Genomic DNA, 15561 nt, shown 5'->3' with positions numbered 1-15561 from the left:
GACTCCACGCTAGGACGCGTCGAGGGCCGCCCTCATCACCTCTTCGGGCGCGGGCCTGCCGGTGAACTGGGCCACCTGCGCGAACGCCTGGTGCAGCAGCATCTGCAGTCCGCCGACCGCACGCCCGCCCGCCGCCTCGACGGCCGTGGCCAGCGGGGTCGGCCACGGATCGTAGATGGCGTCGAGGAGCACGGGGGTGGTGGCCACCGACTCGGCGTGTGCCGCGGCGACGTCGGCCGGGACGGTGCTGACGACGACGGCGACGTCGCGCACCGGGGTGCCCAGCTCGACCCAGCGAGCGGTCACGTCCAGGCGCCGCGCCAGGGTCAGCAGGGGCGCGGCCCGCTCCGGGTTGCGCGCCACCACGGTGAGGTCGGTGACGCCGAGGTCGGCGAGCGCGACCACCGCGGCAGGTGCCGTGCCGCCCGAGCCCAGCACCGCGGCCGAGGGTCCGGCGACCCGGCCCAGCGCGCCCACGACGCCGTCGACGTCGGTGTTGTCGGCCCGCCAGCCCGCGGGGGTGCGCACCAGCGTGTTGGCCGACCCGACGAGGTCGGCACGCGTGGTGGTCTCGTCGGCGACGTGCAGTGCCGCGAACTTGCCGGGCATCGTGACCGAGAGGCCGACCCATTCCGGCCCCAGCCCGCCGACCAGGGTCGGCAGCTGTTCGGCCGTGCACTCGATGCGCTCGTAGGTCCAGTCGGTCAGGCCCAGGGCCCGGTAGGCGGCCAGGTGCAGCTGCGGGGATCGCGAGTGCGCGATGGGCGAGCCCAGGACGGCCGCCTTGCGGGCCGGCCCCGGCCCGGTCTGCGCCGGTTCAGCGGGCACTGTCGAGCACGCCGTTGCGGCGGGCGATCTCGATGTTGGCGAGGTGCTGCTGATAGTCGCGGGTGAACAGCGTCGTGCCCTGCAGGTCGACCGTCACGAAGTACAGCCAGTCCCCCGGTTCGGGACGTTCGGCCGCCGCCAGCGCCGGCGCGCCCGGCGAACAGATCGGCGAGGCCGGAAGCCCTTCGCGCACATAGGTGTTCCACGGCGTCATGCGTCCCCGGTCGGCGTCGGTGGTCGCCACTTCCTGCCGGTCCAGGGCGTAGTTCACCGTGGAGTCGAACTCGAGCCTGCGGTGCGTCGGATCGCCCAGCCGGTTGTAGATGACGCGGGCCACCTTGGCGAAGTCGGCGGGTAGCGACTCCTTCTGCACCAGTGAGGCGACGGTGAGGATCTCGTACGGCGTGAGGCCCTCGCCGGCCCCGGCGGTGAGCAGGCCGCCCGCCTCGTACTGGGCGACGCTGGCGCGGACGAGCGTGGCCAGGATCTGCGGCGCCGTCGAGGCCGGGTTGACGTTCCACGTGCCCGGTGCGATCAGTCCCTCGATGCGGCGGTGGTCGTTGGCGAGCGCCGAGATGGGCTGCACCGCCCACTGCGGGATGCCGAGCGCGGTCGGGGTACCCGTGGCGGCGGCCTGCTTGAGATCGTCGACGGTGACGCACTTCTGGTCGCCGTCGAGGTCCACGCAGGTGGCCTTCGAGATGAGCGAGAAGATGCCGTCGGTGACGGCGTTGGTCTTCACGTCGGTGGTGTCGTCGAGCTGTCGGCCCTCGGGGATGGTGAGCAGGCCGACGCGGTTGGCGGGGTCGGCCAGCCGGGTCACCGCGTTGGCCGCGGGGATCTCGGTGCGCACCTTGTAGAACCCGGGCTGGATGGCCGAGATGGCCGAGTTGCCCGACGCGGCCGAGACGAACGCCGACGCGGTGGCCACCACCTTGGCGTCCTGCAGCGTCTGGCCGATGGCGGTGGTCGAGTCGCCGTTGTGCACTTCGATGACGACGTCGTTCACGCCTGCCCCCGAGTAGTCGCCCTCATTGCCGAAGATGCCGTGCCACAGCCGCGACCCCAGGAACACCGCGCCGATCACGACCATGACGAGCGCCGCGATGGAGACGCCGGTGACCGTGCGCCGCCGGCGCTGGGTGCGCCGCGCGCGGGCCCGCTCGGTGCGGCTCATGGTGCGGCGCGGGCGCCCCACCGCGGTGGGTGCCGTGCGTTCGCTGCCCCACTGGTCTGTGTCGTCAGACATCCTCTGCTCCACGGTCGGTCAGCGCGTGTCGTCGTTGATCCAGCCAGTTCTGCAGGATGCCGACGGCGGCGGCCTGGTCGATCATCGCCTTCTGTCCCTTCGCGCGGATCCCGGCCTCGCGCAGTGAGCGGGCGGCGGTCACCGTCGTCAGTCGTTCGTCGGCCATCCGCACCGGCACGGGGTCGATGCGGGCGGCCAGGTCCTCGGCCAGCGCGATGGCGTCGCGGGCGGAGGACCCCGCGCGGTCGGCGAGGGTGCGGGGCAGGCCCACCACCACCTCGACGGCCTCGTGCTCGGTGACGAGCCGCGCCAGCCGTCGCACGTGCTTGTCGGTCTTGTCGCGGCGCACGGTCTCCACGGGGGTGGCCAGGATGCCGTCGGGGTCGGAGGCGGCGACGCCGATGCGGACGGTGCCGACGTCGATGCCGATCCGTCGCCCGCGGCCGGGGTCGGATGCCCCGGGCCGGTCGGGTTGACGATCCTGCGCGTCGCTCACCCAGCTAGCTCCGGCCTACCTCGGCACGCACGGCGGCCAGCGCCGCGTCGATCCCCGAGGCACCGGTGCCGGAGCCCTGAGCGAGGTCGGCCTTGCCGCCGCCGCGTCCGTCGACGGCCTGGCCGAGCACCTTCACCAGGTCCCCTGCCGACAGGCCCAGGTCCTGGGCGGCCGCGTTCACCGCGACCACGTAGGGCACCGTGCCGGTCTCGCCCGGTTCGGCGATCAGCGCCACGACGCCCGGCTCGGAGCCCAGCTTGCCGCGGATGTCGCCGACGAGGCTGCGCAGGTCGCCGCCGGACATGCCGCCGGCGATTCGTCGGGCCACCACACGCACCCTACCGACCAGCTCGGCGCCGGCCGCCGCGTCGGCCGCGGCCGCCCGGGCGTTGGCCAGGCGCATCTTGTCGAGTTCCTTCTCGGCGGCGCGCAGCCGGTCGACCAGGGTGGCGACGCGGGCGGGCACCTCCTCGGACGGCACCTTCAGCGACGACGCGAGCCCGGCCATCAGGGCACGCTCCTTGGCGAGGTGCTTGAAGGAGTCCAGCCCCACGTAGGCCTCGACGCGGCGCACGCCCGACCCGACCGACGATTCGCCGAGGATGGTGACGGGGCCGATCTGCGCCGAGTTGCGGACGTGGGTGCCGCCGCAGAGTTCCAGCGAGAAGGGACCGCCGATCTCGACGACGCGGACCTCGTCGGGGTAGTTCTCGCCGAACAGGGCCATGGCACCCATGGCCTTGGCCTGCTCGAGGGCGGTGTTGAAGGTGTGCACCTCGAAGTCGGCTTCGACGGCTTCGTTGGTGACCTCTTCGATCTGGGTCTTCTGCTCGTCGGAGAGCGCCCCCTGCCAGTTGAAGTCGAAGCGCAGGTAACCGGGACGGTTCAGCGACCCGGCCTGAACGGCGTTGGGCCCCAGCACCTGTCGCAGCGCCGCGTGCACCATGTGGGTGCCCGAGTGGCCCTGGGTGGCCCCGTGGCGCCACTTGGCGTCGACGGCGGCGGTCACGGTGTCGCCCTCGACGAACTCGCCGGACTCCACGTTGACGCGGTGCACGAACAGCGTCTTGGCGATCTTCTGCACGTCGGTGACGGCGGCCTTGGCGGCGTCCGAGGACCCGGTGCCCGAGATGGTGCCGACGTCGGCGATCTGGCCGCCAGACTCGGCGTAGAGCGGGGTGCGGTCGAGCACCAACTCGACGCGGTCGGCGGCGGTGGTCTCGGCGTCGTGCGACACCACCGGCACCCGCTTGCCGTCGACGAAGATGCCGAGAATCCGCGCCTCGGAAGACAATTCGTCGAATCCGGTGAACTCGGTGGGGCCGGCGTCCACCAGCTCGCGGTAGGCCGACAAGTCGGCGTGCGCGTGCTTGCGCGCGGCGGCGTCGGCCTTGGCGCGCCGGCGCTGCTCGGCCATCAGGCCACGAAAGCCCTCCTCGTCGACCGAGAGTCCGGCCTCGGCGGCCATCTCGAGCGTCAGCTCGATGGGGAAACCGTAGGTGTCGTGCAGCGTGAACGCGTCGGTGCCGGAGACCACGGTGGCACCGGCCGCGCGGGTGGCGTCCGCGGCGTCTTCGAAGAGCTTGGACCCCGCCGCCAGCGTGCGGTTGAAGGCCGTCTCCTCGGCGACCGCGATGCGCTGGATGCGGTCGAAGTCGGTGACCAGCTCGGGGTAGGACGGGCCCATGGCGTCGCGCACGGTGGCCATCAGGTCGGCCATGATGGCGCCCTCGATGCCCAGCAGCTTGGCCGCGCGGATGATGCGGCGCAGCAGCCGGCGCAGCACGTAGCCGCGTCCCTCGTTGCCGGGGCTCACCCCGTCGCCGATGATGATCGCCGCGGTGCGGCTGTGGTCGGCGATGATGCGGTAGCGGACGTCGTCCGCGTGGTTGCCCTGGCCGTACCCGCGTGGTGCGCGCGCCGCCATCAGGTCGATGGCGGGGCGCAGCAGGTCGGTCTCGTAGACGTTGTCGACGCCCTGCAGCAGACAGGCCACCCGCTCGACGCCCATGCCGGTGTCGATGTTCTTTCGCGGCAGCGGTCCCAGGATCTCGAAGTCCTCCTTGGAGGTGCCCTCGCCGCGCTCGTTCTGCATGAACACGAGATTCCAGATCTCGATGTAGCGGTCCTCGTTGGCCTCCGGGCCACCCTCGACGCCGTACTCGGGCCCGCGGTCGTAGTAGATCTCCGACGACGGCCCGCATGGTCCGGGGATGCCCATGGACCAGTAGTTGTCGGCCATGCCGCGGCGCTGGATGCGCTCGAGCGGCAGCCCGGCCACCTCCTGCCACAGCGCGATGGCCTCGTCGTCGTCCAGATACACGGTGGCCCAGAGGCGTTCGGGATCGAAGCCGTAACCACCCTGATCCTGCGGGTTGGTCAGCAGCGTCCACGCGAACTCGATGGCGCCCTTCTTGAAGTAGTCGCCGAAGCTGAAGTTGCCGGCCATCTGGAAGAAGGTGTTGTGCCGGGTCGTGATGCCGACCTCGTCGATGTCGGGCGTGCGGATGCACTTCTGCACGCTGACGGCCCGGTTCCACGGCGGGGTGCGCGCGCCGAGGAAGAAGGGCACGAACTGCACCATGCCGGCGTTGACGAACAACAGGTTCGGATCGTCGAGGATCACCGAGGCGCTGGGCACCTCGGCATGACCCGCCCTCACGAAGTGATCGAGGAACCGCTTCCTGATCTCGTGTGTCTGCACGTTGCCGTCATCCTTGATCGTGGGGTTTCTCGACCGCATCACAGTACCGGTCGGCGTCGGCGGGCCCGACATGCGTTCGCCTCGGCGGTGCGGGTGCGCCGATCGGCCCGCGCTCAGCCCGCGACGAAGCTCAGCCGCACCGACCGGCGCGGGTTGTCGCGGTTGAGGTCGACGAGCACGACGCTCTGCCACGTGCCCAGCAGCGGGGCGCCATCGGCGACCGGCAGCGTCACCGACGGCGCGACGAGGGCGGGTAGCACGTGATCGGCGCCGTGGCCCGGCGAGCCGTGGGCGTGCCGGTACAGCCGGTCGTCGCGGGGCAGCAGCCGCTCCAGGGCGTCCACCAGGTCGTCGTCGGAGCCCGCACCGGTCTCCACGATCGCCACCCCCGCGGTGGCGTGCGGCACGAACACGTTGCACAGCCCGTCGCCGCGGCCCGCGCAGAACTCGCGCACCCGGGCCGTGAGATCCACGGTCCGCCTGCGGGTGGTGTCCACGTCGAGAACGTCGCTCAGCACGCCTCGAGCCTACGTGCGGCTCGACGCTTGACGCCGGTGTTTATTCGGGTGTGGGTGCGGCTACTGCTGTTTCACCACTCACCCGCTGGAGGCAGACATGACCATCACCGGCATCATCACCGCGATTCTCATCGGCATCGTGGTCGGCGCACTCGGACGGCTCGTCGTCCCCGGCCGGCAGAGCATCGGCGTGCTCGTCACGATCGTCGTCGGCATCGTCTCGGCGCTCGTCGGCACCGCCATCGCCCGCGCGCTGGGCATCCCGACCGCGACCGGCGGGATCGACTGGATGGAGTTGCTCGTCCAGGTGATCGTCGCCGCGCTGGGCGTCGCCCTGGTGGCGTCGCTGATGGGACGCAGGCGCACCGGAGCCATCCGCCGCTAACCGTCGGAGAACCCCGACCGAGAACTCCGGTCCGAGAACCCCGGTCCGAGAACCCCCGTGCAGCCAGGCCCTCCCCAGGCTGGATGACTGCACCACCTCACGTTGCCGCCGGGATCCGTCGGGCGTGCGCTCCCCCGCACCGCCGACACCGATCCCGGCGGCAACGTCACGTCCGGGGTGGTTCGGGCCCCCGCGGCCATGTCCTGGCGGATGATGGTCGCCATGACGATGCGGGCGTGGCGGGTACGCCGACCCGGGCCGATCGCGGACCACCCACTGGAGTTCGTGGCCACCGACGTGCCGCGCCCCGGCAGCGACGAGGTGCTGATCGCGGTGTCGGTCTGCGGGGTGTGTCGCACCGACCTGCACGTGGCCGAGGGCGACCTGCCGGTCCACCGCCAGCACGTGACGCCGGGCCACGAGGTGGTCGGCGAGGTGGTCGCCCTGGGCGCCGAGGTGGCACGGCACCCCGGCGCCGGGGAGGCGGTCCGCGTCGGCGACCGGGTGGGCGTGGCATGGCTGCGACACACGTGCGGGCAGTGCAGGTTCTGCCGCAGCGGACGGGAGAACCTCTGCCCCCGATCCACCTATACCGGCTGGGACGCCGACGGCGGGTACGCCGAATTCATCACGGCGCCAGCCGCATTCGTTCACCGGCTGCCCTCCGGGTACACCGACGCCGAGCTGGCGCCGCTGCTGTGCGCGGGCATCATCGGGTACCGGTCGCTGATGCGGGCCGAGCTGCCGGCCGGGGGTCGCCTCGGCATCTACGGCTTCGGGGGCAGCGCACACATCACCGCCCAGGTGGCCCTGGCGCGCGGCGCCGAGGTACACGTGATGACGCGCGGCGCCGCCGCGCGCGACCTCGCGCTGGCCCTCGGTGCGGCCTCGGCGCAGGACGCGGCCGATCCACCGCCGGTGCCCTTGGACTCGGCGATCCTGTTCGCGCCGGTGGGCGATCTGGTGCTCCCCGCGCTCGAGGCACTCGACCGGGGCGGCACCCTGGCCATCGCCGGAATCCACCTCACCGACGTGCCCGCTTTGGACTATCAGCGCCACCTGTTCCAGGAACGGCAGCTGCGCTCGGTCACGTCGAACACCCGAGCCGACGCCCGCGAGTTCCTCGCCTTCGCCGAAGATCACCACATCGAGGTCACCACGCCGGCGTACCCGCTGGACCGGGCCGCGGCGGCCTTGGCCGACCTCGCGTCCGGCGAGATCTCCGGGGCCGCGGTGCTGCACGTGCGGCCGTAACCGGGTTGGCAGCGTCGGACGGGCTCGCTATCGTCGGCACCGTGCACATCCGAGTCGAGGAGGTCGTCGGCGCTCGCGCCGACATCAGATGACCGCGCCCCGTCGCCGTCCCCGCGGGGTCGGCGGCACTGTCGTGCCCTCGGTCAGCTGATCTCCCACTCGCCGCGCGCCTCGTCGTGCGTGCCCTCCCAGGATGGTGTCACCCATGCAGTCCCTCACCCGTGCCCAGATTCTCGCCGCGTTCCGCGGCGCCACCCGCAGCGAGGTCAAGAAGGTCACCTTCGCCGCCGACTTCGACGGCGTCGACTTCGACGCCTTGGACTACTACGGCTGGACGGACCCGAAGATCCCGCGGCGGGCGTACGTCGTCGTCGACGGCACACCCACCCGTCCGGACCACCCCGTCACCCTGCTGCTCGCCCGCGCCGCGGCCACCCCACGGGGCCGCGCCATGTGTTCGTGGTGTTCCGACGTGAACCTCACCGACGAGGCGGTGCTCTACACCGTGCGCAGAGGTGGTGCGGCAGGCCGCAAGGGCGACACCATCGGAACGATGGTGTGTGCGACGTTCGGCTGCTCCCGCAACGTGCGGGCGCTCCCGCCCGCCTTCCACGCGGGCACCGACCTGGCTCGCATCCGCGAGGAGCGGGTGGCGGACCTGCGCCGCACGGTGACCGCGTTCGTGGACAAGGTGCTCTCGACGGAGGACTGAGGCGGGGCCGGCGGTCGGTGCCGCCCCGACCGGCCGCCGGCGGTCAGTGCCGTCCCGACCGGCTGCCGCCGATCAGCGTCGCCTGCGGATGATGGCCCGCAGCCGCTCCACGCGGGTCGCGATGTCCCGTTCGGCACCGTGGGTGGTGGGCCGGTAGTAGTCCGTGCCCACCACCTCGTCGGGCGGGTACTGCTGCGGCACGACGCCGCCGGGATCGTCGTGCGGGTAGGCGTACCCCTGTGCATGGCCCAGCGCGGCCGCACCGGAGTAGTGCCCGTCACGCAGGTGCGGGGGCACCATGCCGGCCTTGCCCGCGCGGATGTCGGCCATGGCGGCCCCGATCGCGGTGGTGACGGCGTTGGACTTCGGCGCGGTCGCCAGGTGCACGGTGGCGTGCGCCAGCGTCAACCGTCCTTCGGGCATGCCGATCAGCGCCACCGTCTGCGCGGCGGCCACCGCCATGGGCAGCGCCGTCGGGTCGGCCATGCCCACGTCCTCGCTGGCGAGGATCATCAGTCGCCGCGCGATGAAGCGCGGGTCCTCCCCCGCGGTGAGCATGCGCGCCAGGTAGTGCAGCGCGGCGTCGACGTCGGATCCGCGCACCGACTTGATGAACGCACTGATCACGTCGTAGTGCTGGTCGCCGTCGCGGTCGTAGCGCACGGCCGCCTTGTCCAGCGACTGCTCGATGACCTCGACGGTGACGCGCTCGCCCGCCTCGGCGGCGACCTCGAGCGCCGTCAGGGCCCGCCGCGCGTCTCCGGCGGCCAGCGAGACCAGCAGCTCCACGGCGGCGGCGTCGACCTCGACCGCGCCGCCCAGTCCCCTCGGGTCCTCGATGGCGCGGGTGACGACGGTGCGCACGGCGTCGGGACCCAGCGGCTGCAGCTGCAGGATCAGCGAACGCGACAGCAGCGGCGCCACCACGGAGAACGAGGGGTTCTCGGTGGTCGCGGCGACCAACAGCACCACGCGGTTCTCGACGGCGGCCAGCAGCGCGTCCTGCTGCGTCTTGGAGAAGCGGTGCACCTCGTCGATGAACAGCACCGTCTGCTGTCCCCGCAGCAGCGCGACGCGGGCCTGCTCGACGACGGCCCGGACCTCCTTGACCCCCGCCGTCAACGCCGACAGCGCTTCGAACCGCCGGCCGGTGGCGCCCGAGATCAGCGACGCGAGCGTGGTCTTGCCGGTGCCGGGCGGTCCGTAGAGCACCACCGACGCCGCACCGGAACCCTCGGCCAGCCGGCGCAGCGGCGAGCCCGGCCGCAGCAGGTGGTCCTGGCCCACCACCTCGTCGAGGTTGGCCGGCCGCATGCGCACCGCCAGGGGCACCAGGCCGCCGGGTGCCGCGTGAAAGCCCGCGCCGGGGCCCGCGCCCCGGCCCGCGTCTGGGCCCACGTCTGGGCCCACGTCCAAGCCCGCGTGAACCCCCGAATGGGGCTCCGGGTCATCGAACAGGCTGTCGGACACGCCTTCTGCTTACCACGTCCGCCCCGCCGCCCGACGGGCGCGGGCGCGCGGTCAATCGGCGGGTGCGGTCACGAAGTCGATGAGTTCCTCGACGCGACCGATCAGTTCGGGTTCCAGATCGGTCCAGTCGCGCACGCGGCCGCGGATGCGTTGCCAGGCCCTGGAGATGTCGGCCTGGTCGCGGTGCGGCCACCGCAACGCCTCGCACACGCCGTGCTTCCACTCGGTGCCGCGAGGCACCACCGGCCACGCCGAGACCCCGATGCGGGCCGGCTTGACGGCCTGCCAGATGTCGATGAACGGGTGCCCGACGACCAGGGTGTGCGCCCCGCCCGGGCCGTTGGCCACCTCGGCGGCGATGCGCGCCTCCTTGGAACCGGCGACCAGGTGGTCGACGAGCACGCCGAGACGGCGTCCGGGACCGGGCTGGAATTCGTCGACGATGCCGACGAGATCGTCGACGCCGCCCAGGTATTCGACGACGACGCCCTCGACGCGCAGGTCGTGCCCCCACACCTGTTCGACGAGTTCGGCGTCGTGGCGGCCCTCGACGTAGATCCGGCTGGGCAGCGCGGTGCGGGCCCTCAGACCCTGCACGGCCACGGATCCGGACGCCGACCGCGCGGGTCCGGTCTGCGCGGGCCGGCGCAGCGGCTTGACCAGGATGACGGGGCTGCCGTCGATGAGGTAGCCCGGTCCCAGCGGGAAGGACTTCCGCCGCCCGTGGCGGTCTTCGAGGATGACGGTGGTGTACTCGACCTTGACGATCTCGCCGACGTATCCGGTCTGGGCGTCCTCGACCACCAGTCCGACGTCGGCGGCGCGATCCTTGGACTTCGGCCGCCTGCCGGCGTGGGGGTTGCTGGCGAGCACGTCGGAGCCGTAGCGATCTGTCACCCGAGCATCCTTGCCCGCACGGCGGTCGCGCCGGAAGCCGACACGCCGCGCGCCTGCGGCCTCAGCCGGTGGGCGTCAGGCCGCTCAGTTCGAACGTCGCGTATTCGCCTTGGACGTCCAGCACGGTCATGTGCGCCACGTACCTGGTGTTCTCGGGTCCGACGAACGTGCAGTCGAAGGTGGTTCCGGCCTTGGCCTCGAGGTTCTGCGGGCAGGTGACGCCGGTGGGCGTGAAGGCGTTCTGCTCCGACACCGTGTCGGTGACGAACTTGGCGGCCTCGTCGGCCTTGAGCGTGCTGGTGCCGCAGGCCGACACCATCTCCGTCACCACGGCCGTCACCGCCAACGTCATCGCCGCTGTTCGAGTTCGTCGTGGGCAACTCATGTGCGGTGATGGTGCGCGACGTGCCCGCCGAGGTCAAGCGTCAGCCCAACGCGTCGAGCACCTCGTGGACGAAACGCATCTTCTCCAGCACCGGCGGCGGCAGCACGAACGGGTAGAGATCGTCCTTGCCCATGGACCGGTTCACCATGTTGAGCGCCCACGCCAGCGGCAGCCACATGTCGATGATGGTGTCGAAGGCGCTGGGCCCCAGCACTCGCCGCTCCAGCGTGGCGCCCGAGGGGGCGAATCCGAAGGCGGCCGAGGTGTCCAGGGTGTCGCGGACGTGCAGGTAGTGCGCGAACGTCTCGGCCCAGTCCTCGGCGGGGTGCATCGTGGCGTACGAGGACACGAACCGGTCTTCCCATCCCGGCGGGGCGCCCTCGGCGTAGTGGCGGTCCAGCGCTGCCTGGTAGTCGGCGTCGGGGTCGCCGAACAGGTCGGTGAACCGGCCGACGTAGTCGGCCGACGGGCTCACCAGACGGTAGAAGTAGTAGTGGCCGATCTCGTGGCGGAAGTGGCCGAGCAGCGTGCGGTAGGGCTCGGCCATCTCGACGCGCAGCTGCTCGCGGTGCACGTCGTCACCCTCGGCGAGATCCAGGGTGATGACGCCGTTCTGGTGCCCGGTGAACACTTGCTCGTGGGCGCTGGACAGCAGGTCGAAGGCCAGTCCGTAGTCGGGATCCTCGTCGCGGCCGACGATCGGCAGCTTCAGCTCGCTCAGCTCGAGCATGAGGCGGCGCTTGGCGGCCTCGGCACTCGCGAACGCCGCCAGCGCGTCGCCGTCGTCGTCGCGGGGCCGGGTACGGGTCAGGCGGCACGAGGCGCACAGCAGCCCCGGTTCGCCGGGCGGGGTCACCGGCACCAGCCAGTTGCACGTGGCCAGGTGGCGGTTGGCGCACAGCTCGTAGTCGTCGGCGTCCACCGCACCGGCGTAACCCCCTTCCCGAGCCGGGGCGATCACCAGCAGCGCGCGATCCTCGAGCGAAAACCCCAGCGCGCTTCCGCAATTGAGGCAAAGCGAGTTCTCGAAGGACAATCGCTGACCGCACTTGGGGCAGGTGAAGTCACGCACTCGCGGCACCCTCGAGCGGCGCGACGTCCACCGAGACGTCGATGACGCTGCTGCTCGAGTCGGTGTAGATGATGCCGCGCAGCGGGGGCACGTCGGCGTAGTCGCGGCCGAAGGCCACCGCGACGTAGCGTTCGTCGATCAGCTGGTCGTTGGTCGGGTCCAGGGACAGCCACTGTCCCTGGGGTGTCCAAACCGCGGCCCACGCGTGCGTCGCGTCGATGCCCACCATGCGTTCCCTTCCTGGAGGTGGGTCCGTCGCGAGGTATCCCGACACGTAGCTCGCGGCCAGACCATGTGCGCGTAGGCAGGCGATCGCCAACCGAGCGAAGTCCTGACATACCCCGACGCGGGCCGCCAAAACGTCGGCGACCTGCGTCGACACCGTCGTCGACCCCGAACGGTAGGTGAAGTCGCGAAAGATCCTGGCGTTGAGGTCGGTGAGCACCTCGATGAGCGGGCGCTCCGGCTCGAAACTCGGTGCGGCGTAGGCGCGCACCTCGTCGGTGATCTCCGCGGGCCGCAGGTCGAGGACGAACTCGCATGCCAGCGCCCCGTCGGGGCCCACCGGCCGGGCCAGCTCCCACGGTGCACGCGCCGAGCCGCCGCCGTAGAGCTGCTCGGCCGGTGCGTCGACCTCGACCACCGAGCGGCTGGTGAGCGAGAGCCGGCGGTGTGGTTCGGTGACGTGGAAGTAGGTGCTGGTGTTGCCGTACGCGTCGGCACTGGTGGACAGGTCGGCGGGCACGGGGTCGACGGCCAGTTCATGGCTCAGGCAGCGCTGCCGCGCCAGGTCCCGCGGGGTGAGGAAGCCCCGCCCGTAGGAACTGGTCACCACGTCGGAGTACCGGTAGGTGGTGCGGTGGGTGATCTCGTAGCGCCGGGTCACGGCAGCACCCTGCGCTCGTCGGGACCCCACAGCGGCTGCATCCCCCCGGGCAACGCCAGATGCGTCGCGGTGATCGACCGGGACAGCTCGCACAGGTCGGCGTGGAGCGTGTCGAGCAGGGCCGCGAACTCGGCTCGGCGGCCCTCGGCGGTCACCTCCTCCAGCTCGGCCGGGTCGGTACGGCGCAGACGCCCCGCCGTCTCGTCGAGCAGTCGCTCGGGGCGCGAGGATCCCGAGGATGCGGGCAGGGCCTTGAGATCCGCACGCAGCCGGTCGAATTGGAAGGCCAGTGCCCGCGGGTTCTGCTCGTCGAACAGCAGCAGGTCGGCGACGGCGGCCACGCTGACGGCGCCCAGCGTCCGGCGCCGGTAACTCACCGACGACTCGCACGCCACCAACGTGGACTCGGTGATGGTCTGCTCGGCGCCGGGCGCACGCCGCACGGTGAGCGTGGCCCGCAGCAGTGCCGTCAACCAGATGCCACGCTCGAGCCGCCTGCCGATGTCCATCATGATCCAGCCCGCATCGCGCACCATCGACTCGCCGATCACGCCGGAGAGCGCCAGCATGCCCGCCAGCGTCTGGCTGTGCGCCGTCGCCAGGTAGGTCTCACCCTCGGCCTGCGAGTCGGGAGGTTCGACCGACGTCGTCGTCACGGCCCGTTCCACGGCGGCGAGCACCATCCAGGTGTCGTTGGACATCTGGTCGCGCACCGCACGCGAGACCTGCCCGAGGCGTTCGACCGACTGGGCGAGCGATCCCGCGCGGTTCCGGTCGGCCGTCAGGGACCACAGCGTGGTGGGCGTGGTGGCGACCACCTCGGCGGCGTCGGCCCCGGCCGCGGTGTCCTGTCCCGTGATCTCCCCGAGCGCGGCCAGCAGCACGGGCACGCACTCGCTGTCGGGCAGTGCCTGGCGGTATCGGAATTCGTGGTAGCGCTCGCGGGTCACCACGAGCAACCGGGCCATTGCCTCGGCGCGCTCGGCATAGCGGCCCAGCCAGAACTGGTCGGAGAGCACGCGGGGCGAGCTGACGGCGCGGATCGGGCTGGGCGACATGGCGGGCAGCTCGGGGGTGGCCGTGCGCTCGGTGAGTTCGGTCACCGCAGAGGCGGTGGTGCGCACCCAGACGTCCTTGGCGGCAACGGTCTTGAGCTGGTAGGCCGCGGCGCCGGGGGCCATGAGGTACCCGAGCCCGCCGATCATCGGCGCGTAGCCCCCGCGCTGGGCCACCGTGAACAACCGCATCCCCACCTTGGCCGCCGACAGTCCGCCGCGGCCGCGGGCGGTGGGGGCCGAGGAGAACTCCGGGAGGTCCTGACCGATGAATCGCCATGGTGCAGAGAGGATCTGGGCGGTGAGGTCGGCGAGTTCACGCTTGCTCAACGCAGGCCCGACGACGGGGGCGCCGCCGTCCACGCGCTTGATCACCAGCGCGTGCAGTCGGCTGAGCAGGTGCGAGCGCTCGACGTCGATGCCGCCCCAGTAGGTGGGCGCCGTGCGCAGCGAGGGCGCCTCGCCCAGCAGCAGTTCCGACAACTCGGGCAGGAACCGCAGCAGCGCAGGGCTTTCCAAGATGCCGCTACCCAGGGTGTTGACCACGGTCACCGCCCCCCGGCGCAGCACCTCGACCAAACCGACGACGCCCAGGCGCGAGTCGGGTCGCAGATCGAGCGGATCGAGATAGTCGGCGTCCACGCGGCGCAGCACCACGTCGACGCGCTTGAGCGTGCCCAGCGAGCGCATCCAGAGGGTGCCGTCTCGAACCACCAGGTCGGCGCTCTCCACCAGGGGGAACCCCAGCACGCTCGCCAGGTAGGCCTGGTCGAAGGACGTCTCGGAGTGGATGCCCGGGCTGAGCACGACCACCACCGGCTTCTCCGCGGCGGCGGGCGCGGCGTCGATGAGCGCCGACCGCAGCGCCTCGGCCCAGGGCGAGGCGGGCCGCGGGCCGATGCGTTCGTAGAGGTCGGGGAACGCGTGCGCCACCACGCGCCGGTCGGCCAGCGCATACCCCGCGCCCGACGGCGCCTGCGTCCAGTCGGCGTGCACCGTGAACTCACCGCGAGCGCCGCGGCTGACGTCGCAGCCATGCAGGAACAGTTGGTGCCTGCCGGTGGTCTCGATGCCCCGCGCGGCGTTGAGGTAGCCGGGGTGCGCGAAGACCAGGCGCGCGGGCAGCACGCCGCTGGTGATGGCGCGCCGCTCCCCGTAGAGGTCGGCGAGCACGGCGTCCAGCAGGCGCGAGCGCTGCACCAGACCGGCCTCCAGGGTGTCCCAGTCCGTCGCCGACAGGATCAGCGGCAGCGCGTCGAGGTGCCACGGTCCGGGCGCGGGCACACCGTCGCGGGACCTTTCGTCGCCGAGGACCGCCCCCTGCCCGTCGACGCGCACATAGGTGATGCCGTCGTTGTCGACGAGCCCACGCACGCCGGCGCGCAGGCGTTCCAGGCCGCCGTGGCCGCGCTCGGCGACGCATTCGGCGAGTTCCTGCCACGCGGGTCGGACGCCGCCGCCGTCGTCGATGAACTCGTCGTAGGTGCTGGCGGGTCCGCGCACGTCGAACAGCGCCGGTTGAGCACGGGCCGCGCGGTACCTCGCGAGTACGTCGCCTGCGGCCTCGGCCCTACCGGACGCAGCAGGGGCGGCCCCCGTCGGGCCGGTCGTTCCAAGCACCATCACCGCGAAACGGTACGCACTGCGACC

General features: G+C 71.9%; 14 protein-coding genes. 3 read left to right on the top strand and 11 right to left on the bottom strand.

The features are described 5' to 3' along the window. Positions 1–9: 9 nt before the first annotated feature. The 5 genes from AC30CM_RS11195 to AC30CM_RS11175 all read right to left on the bottom strand — a co-directional run bounded on the left by AC30CM_RS11195 (position 10) and on the right by AC30CM_RS11175 (position 5795). Positions 10–828 carry a shikimate dehydrogenase gene (locus AC30CM_RS11195; RefSeq protein WP_490116935.1) on the bottom strand — a complete coding sequence of 273 codons (819 nt, stop codon included), beginning with the start codon at positions 826–828 and terminating at the stop codon, positions 10–12. After that, a complete protein-coding gene (mltG, locus tag AC30CM_RS11190) occupies positions 818–2077 on the bottom strand; it encodes an endolytic transglycosylase MltG (RefSeq protein WP_490116934.1) in 1260 nt (419 codons plus the stop codon). The genes AC30CM_RS11195 and mltG overlap by 11 nt, the downstream gene beginning before the upstream one ends. Continuing rightward, a complete protein-coding gene (ruvX, locus tag AC30CM_RS11185) occupies positions 2070–2573 on the bottom strand; it encodes a Holliday junction resolvase RuvX (RefSeq protein ID WP_490116933.1) in 504 nt (167 codons plus the stop codon). The genes mltG and ruvX overlap by 8 nt, the downstream gene beginning before the upstream one ends. A gap of 4 nt (positions 2574–2577) precedes the next feature. Continuing rightward, positions 2578–5277 (bottom strand): alanine--tRNA ligase, encoded by a 2700-nt coding sequence (gene alaS / locus AC30CM_RS11180; RefSeq protein ID WP_490116932.1) that lies wholly within the window; start codon positions 5275–5277, stop codon positions 2578–2580. 113 nt (positions 5278–5390) lie between these two features. Then, entirely contained in the window at positions 5391–5795 is a 405-nt protein-coding gene (locus AC30CM_RS11175; protein WP_490116931.1) for a secondary thiamine-phosphate synthase enzyme YjbQ, read from the bottom strand. 97 nt (positions 5796–5892) lie between these two features. Here AC30CM_RS11175 and AC30CM_RS11170 point away from each other — a divergent pair, with 97 nt between their 5' ends. From AC30CM_RS11170 to AC30CM_RS11160, 3 genes are all read left to right on the top strand, one after another. Continuing rightward, on the top strand, positions 5893–6180 hold the full coding sequence (locus tag AC30CM_RS11170) for a GlsB/YeaQ/YmgE family stress response membrane protein (protein ID WP_490116930.1): 288 nt from the start codon (positions 5893–5895) through the stop codon (positions 6178–6180). A gap of 213 nt (positions 6181–6393) precedes the next feature. After that, a complete protein-coding gene (locus AC30CM_RS11165; RefSeq protein ID WP_490116968.1) occupies positions 6394–7434 on the top strand; it encodes a zinc-binding alcohol dehydrogenase family protein in 1041 nt (346 codons plus the stop codon). Between the two features lie 205 nt (positions 7435–7639). Then, positions 7640–8146, top strand: a complete 507-nt coding sequence (locus AC30CM_RS11160; RefSeq protein ID WP_490116929.1) for an FBP domain-containing protein — start codon at positions 7640–7642, stop codon at positions 8144–8146. Positions 8147–8218: 72 nt separating this feature from the next. Here the strand turns inward: AC30CM_RS11160 and AC30CM_RS11155 are convergent, their stop codons facing one another. The 6 genes from AC30CM_RS11155 to AC30CM_RS11130 all read right to left on the bottom strand — a co-directional run bounded on the left by AC30CM_RS11155 (position 8219) and on the right by AC30CM_RS11130 (position 15534). Further along, entirely contained in the window at positions 8219–9616 is a 1398-nt protein-coding gene (locus tag AC30CM_RS11155) for a replication-associated recombination protein A (RefSeq protein WP_490116928.1), read from the bottom strand. 51 nt (positions 9617–9667) lie between these two features. Beyond that, positions 9668–10513: a DUF3097 domain-containing protein gene (locus tag AC30CM_RS11150; protein ID WP_490116927.1), complete on the bottom strand. Its 846-nt coding sequence runs from the start codon at positions 10511–10513 to the stop codon at positions 9668–9670. A 61-nt stretch (positions 10514–10574) separates the two neighbouring features. Beyond that, a complete protein-coding gene (locus AC30CM_RS11145) occupies positions 10575–10865 on the bottom strand; it encodes a DUF4333 domain-containing protein (protein ID WP_490116926.1) in 291 nt (96 codons plus the stop codon). Between the two features lie 73 nt (positions 10866–10938). After that, entirely contained in the window at positions 10939–11970 is a 1032-nt protein-coding gene (locus AC30CM_RS11140; RefSeq protein WP_490116925.1) for a zinc-binding metallopeptidase family protein, read from the bottom strand. Next, positions 11963–12856, bottom strand: a complete 894-nt coding sequence (locus AC30CM_RS11135; protein WP_490116924.1) for a transglutaminase family protein — start codon at positions 12854–12856, stop codon at positions 11963–11965. Before AC30CM_RS11135 ends, AC30CM_RS11140 begins: the two co-directional genes overlap by 8 nt. Continuing rightward, positions 12853–15534, bottom strand: coding sequence for a circularly permuted type 2 ATP-grasp protein (locus tag AC30CM_RS11130; protein ID WP_490116923.1), 2682 nt, complete (start codon positions 15532–15534; stop codon positions 12853–12855). The genes AC30CM_RS11135 and AC30CM_RS11130 overlap by 4 nt, the downstream gene beginning before the upstream one ends. Positions 15535–15561: the final 27 nt, after the last annotated feature.

Source organism: Mycobacterium sp. DHQP2018-32-09 (assembly GCF_058148405.1).
This window is presented reverse-complemented; position numbering and strand designations above follow the sequence as displayed.

Coding starts and splice junctions, on each gene's coding strand:
- mltG (WP_490116934.1), bottom strand. CDS start 2,077: ATGTCTGACGACACAGACCAGTGGGGCAGCGAACGCACGGCACCCACC.
- AC30CM_RS11170 (WP_490116930.1), top strand. CDS start 5,893: ATGACCATCACCGGCATCATCACCGCGATTCTCATCGGCATCGTGGTC.
- AC30CM_RS11165 (WP_490116968.1), top strand. CDS start 6,394: ATGGTCGCCATGACGATGCGGGCGTGGCGGGTACGCCGACCCGGGCCG.
- AC30CM_RS11160 (WP_490116929.1), top strand. CDS start 7,640: ATGCAGTCCCTCACCCGTGCCCAGATTCTCGCCGCGTTCCGCGGCGCC.
- AC30CM_RS11145 (WP_490116926.1), bottom strand. CDS start 10,865: ATGACGTTGGCGGTGACGGCCGTGGTGACGGAGATGGTGTCGGCCTGC.
- AC30CM_RS11130 (WP_490116923.1), bottom strand. CDS start 15,534: ATGGTGCTTGGAACGACCGGCCCGACGGGGGCCGCCCCTGCTGCGTCC.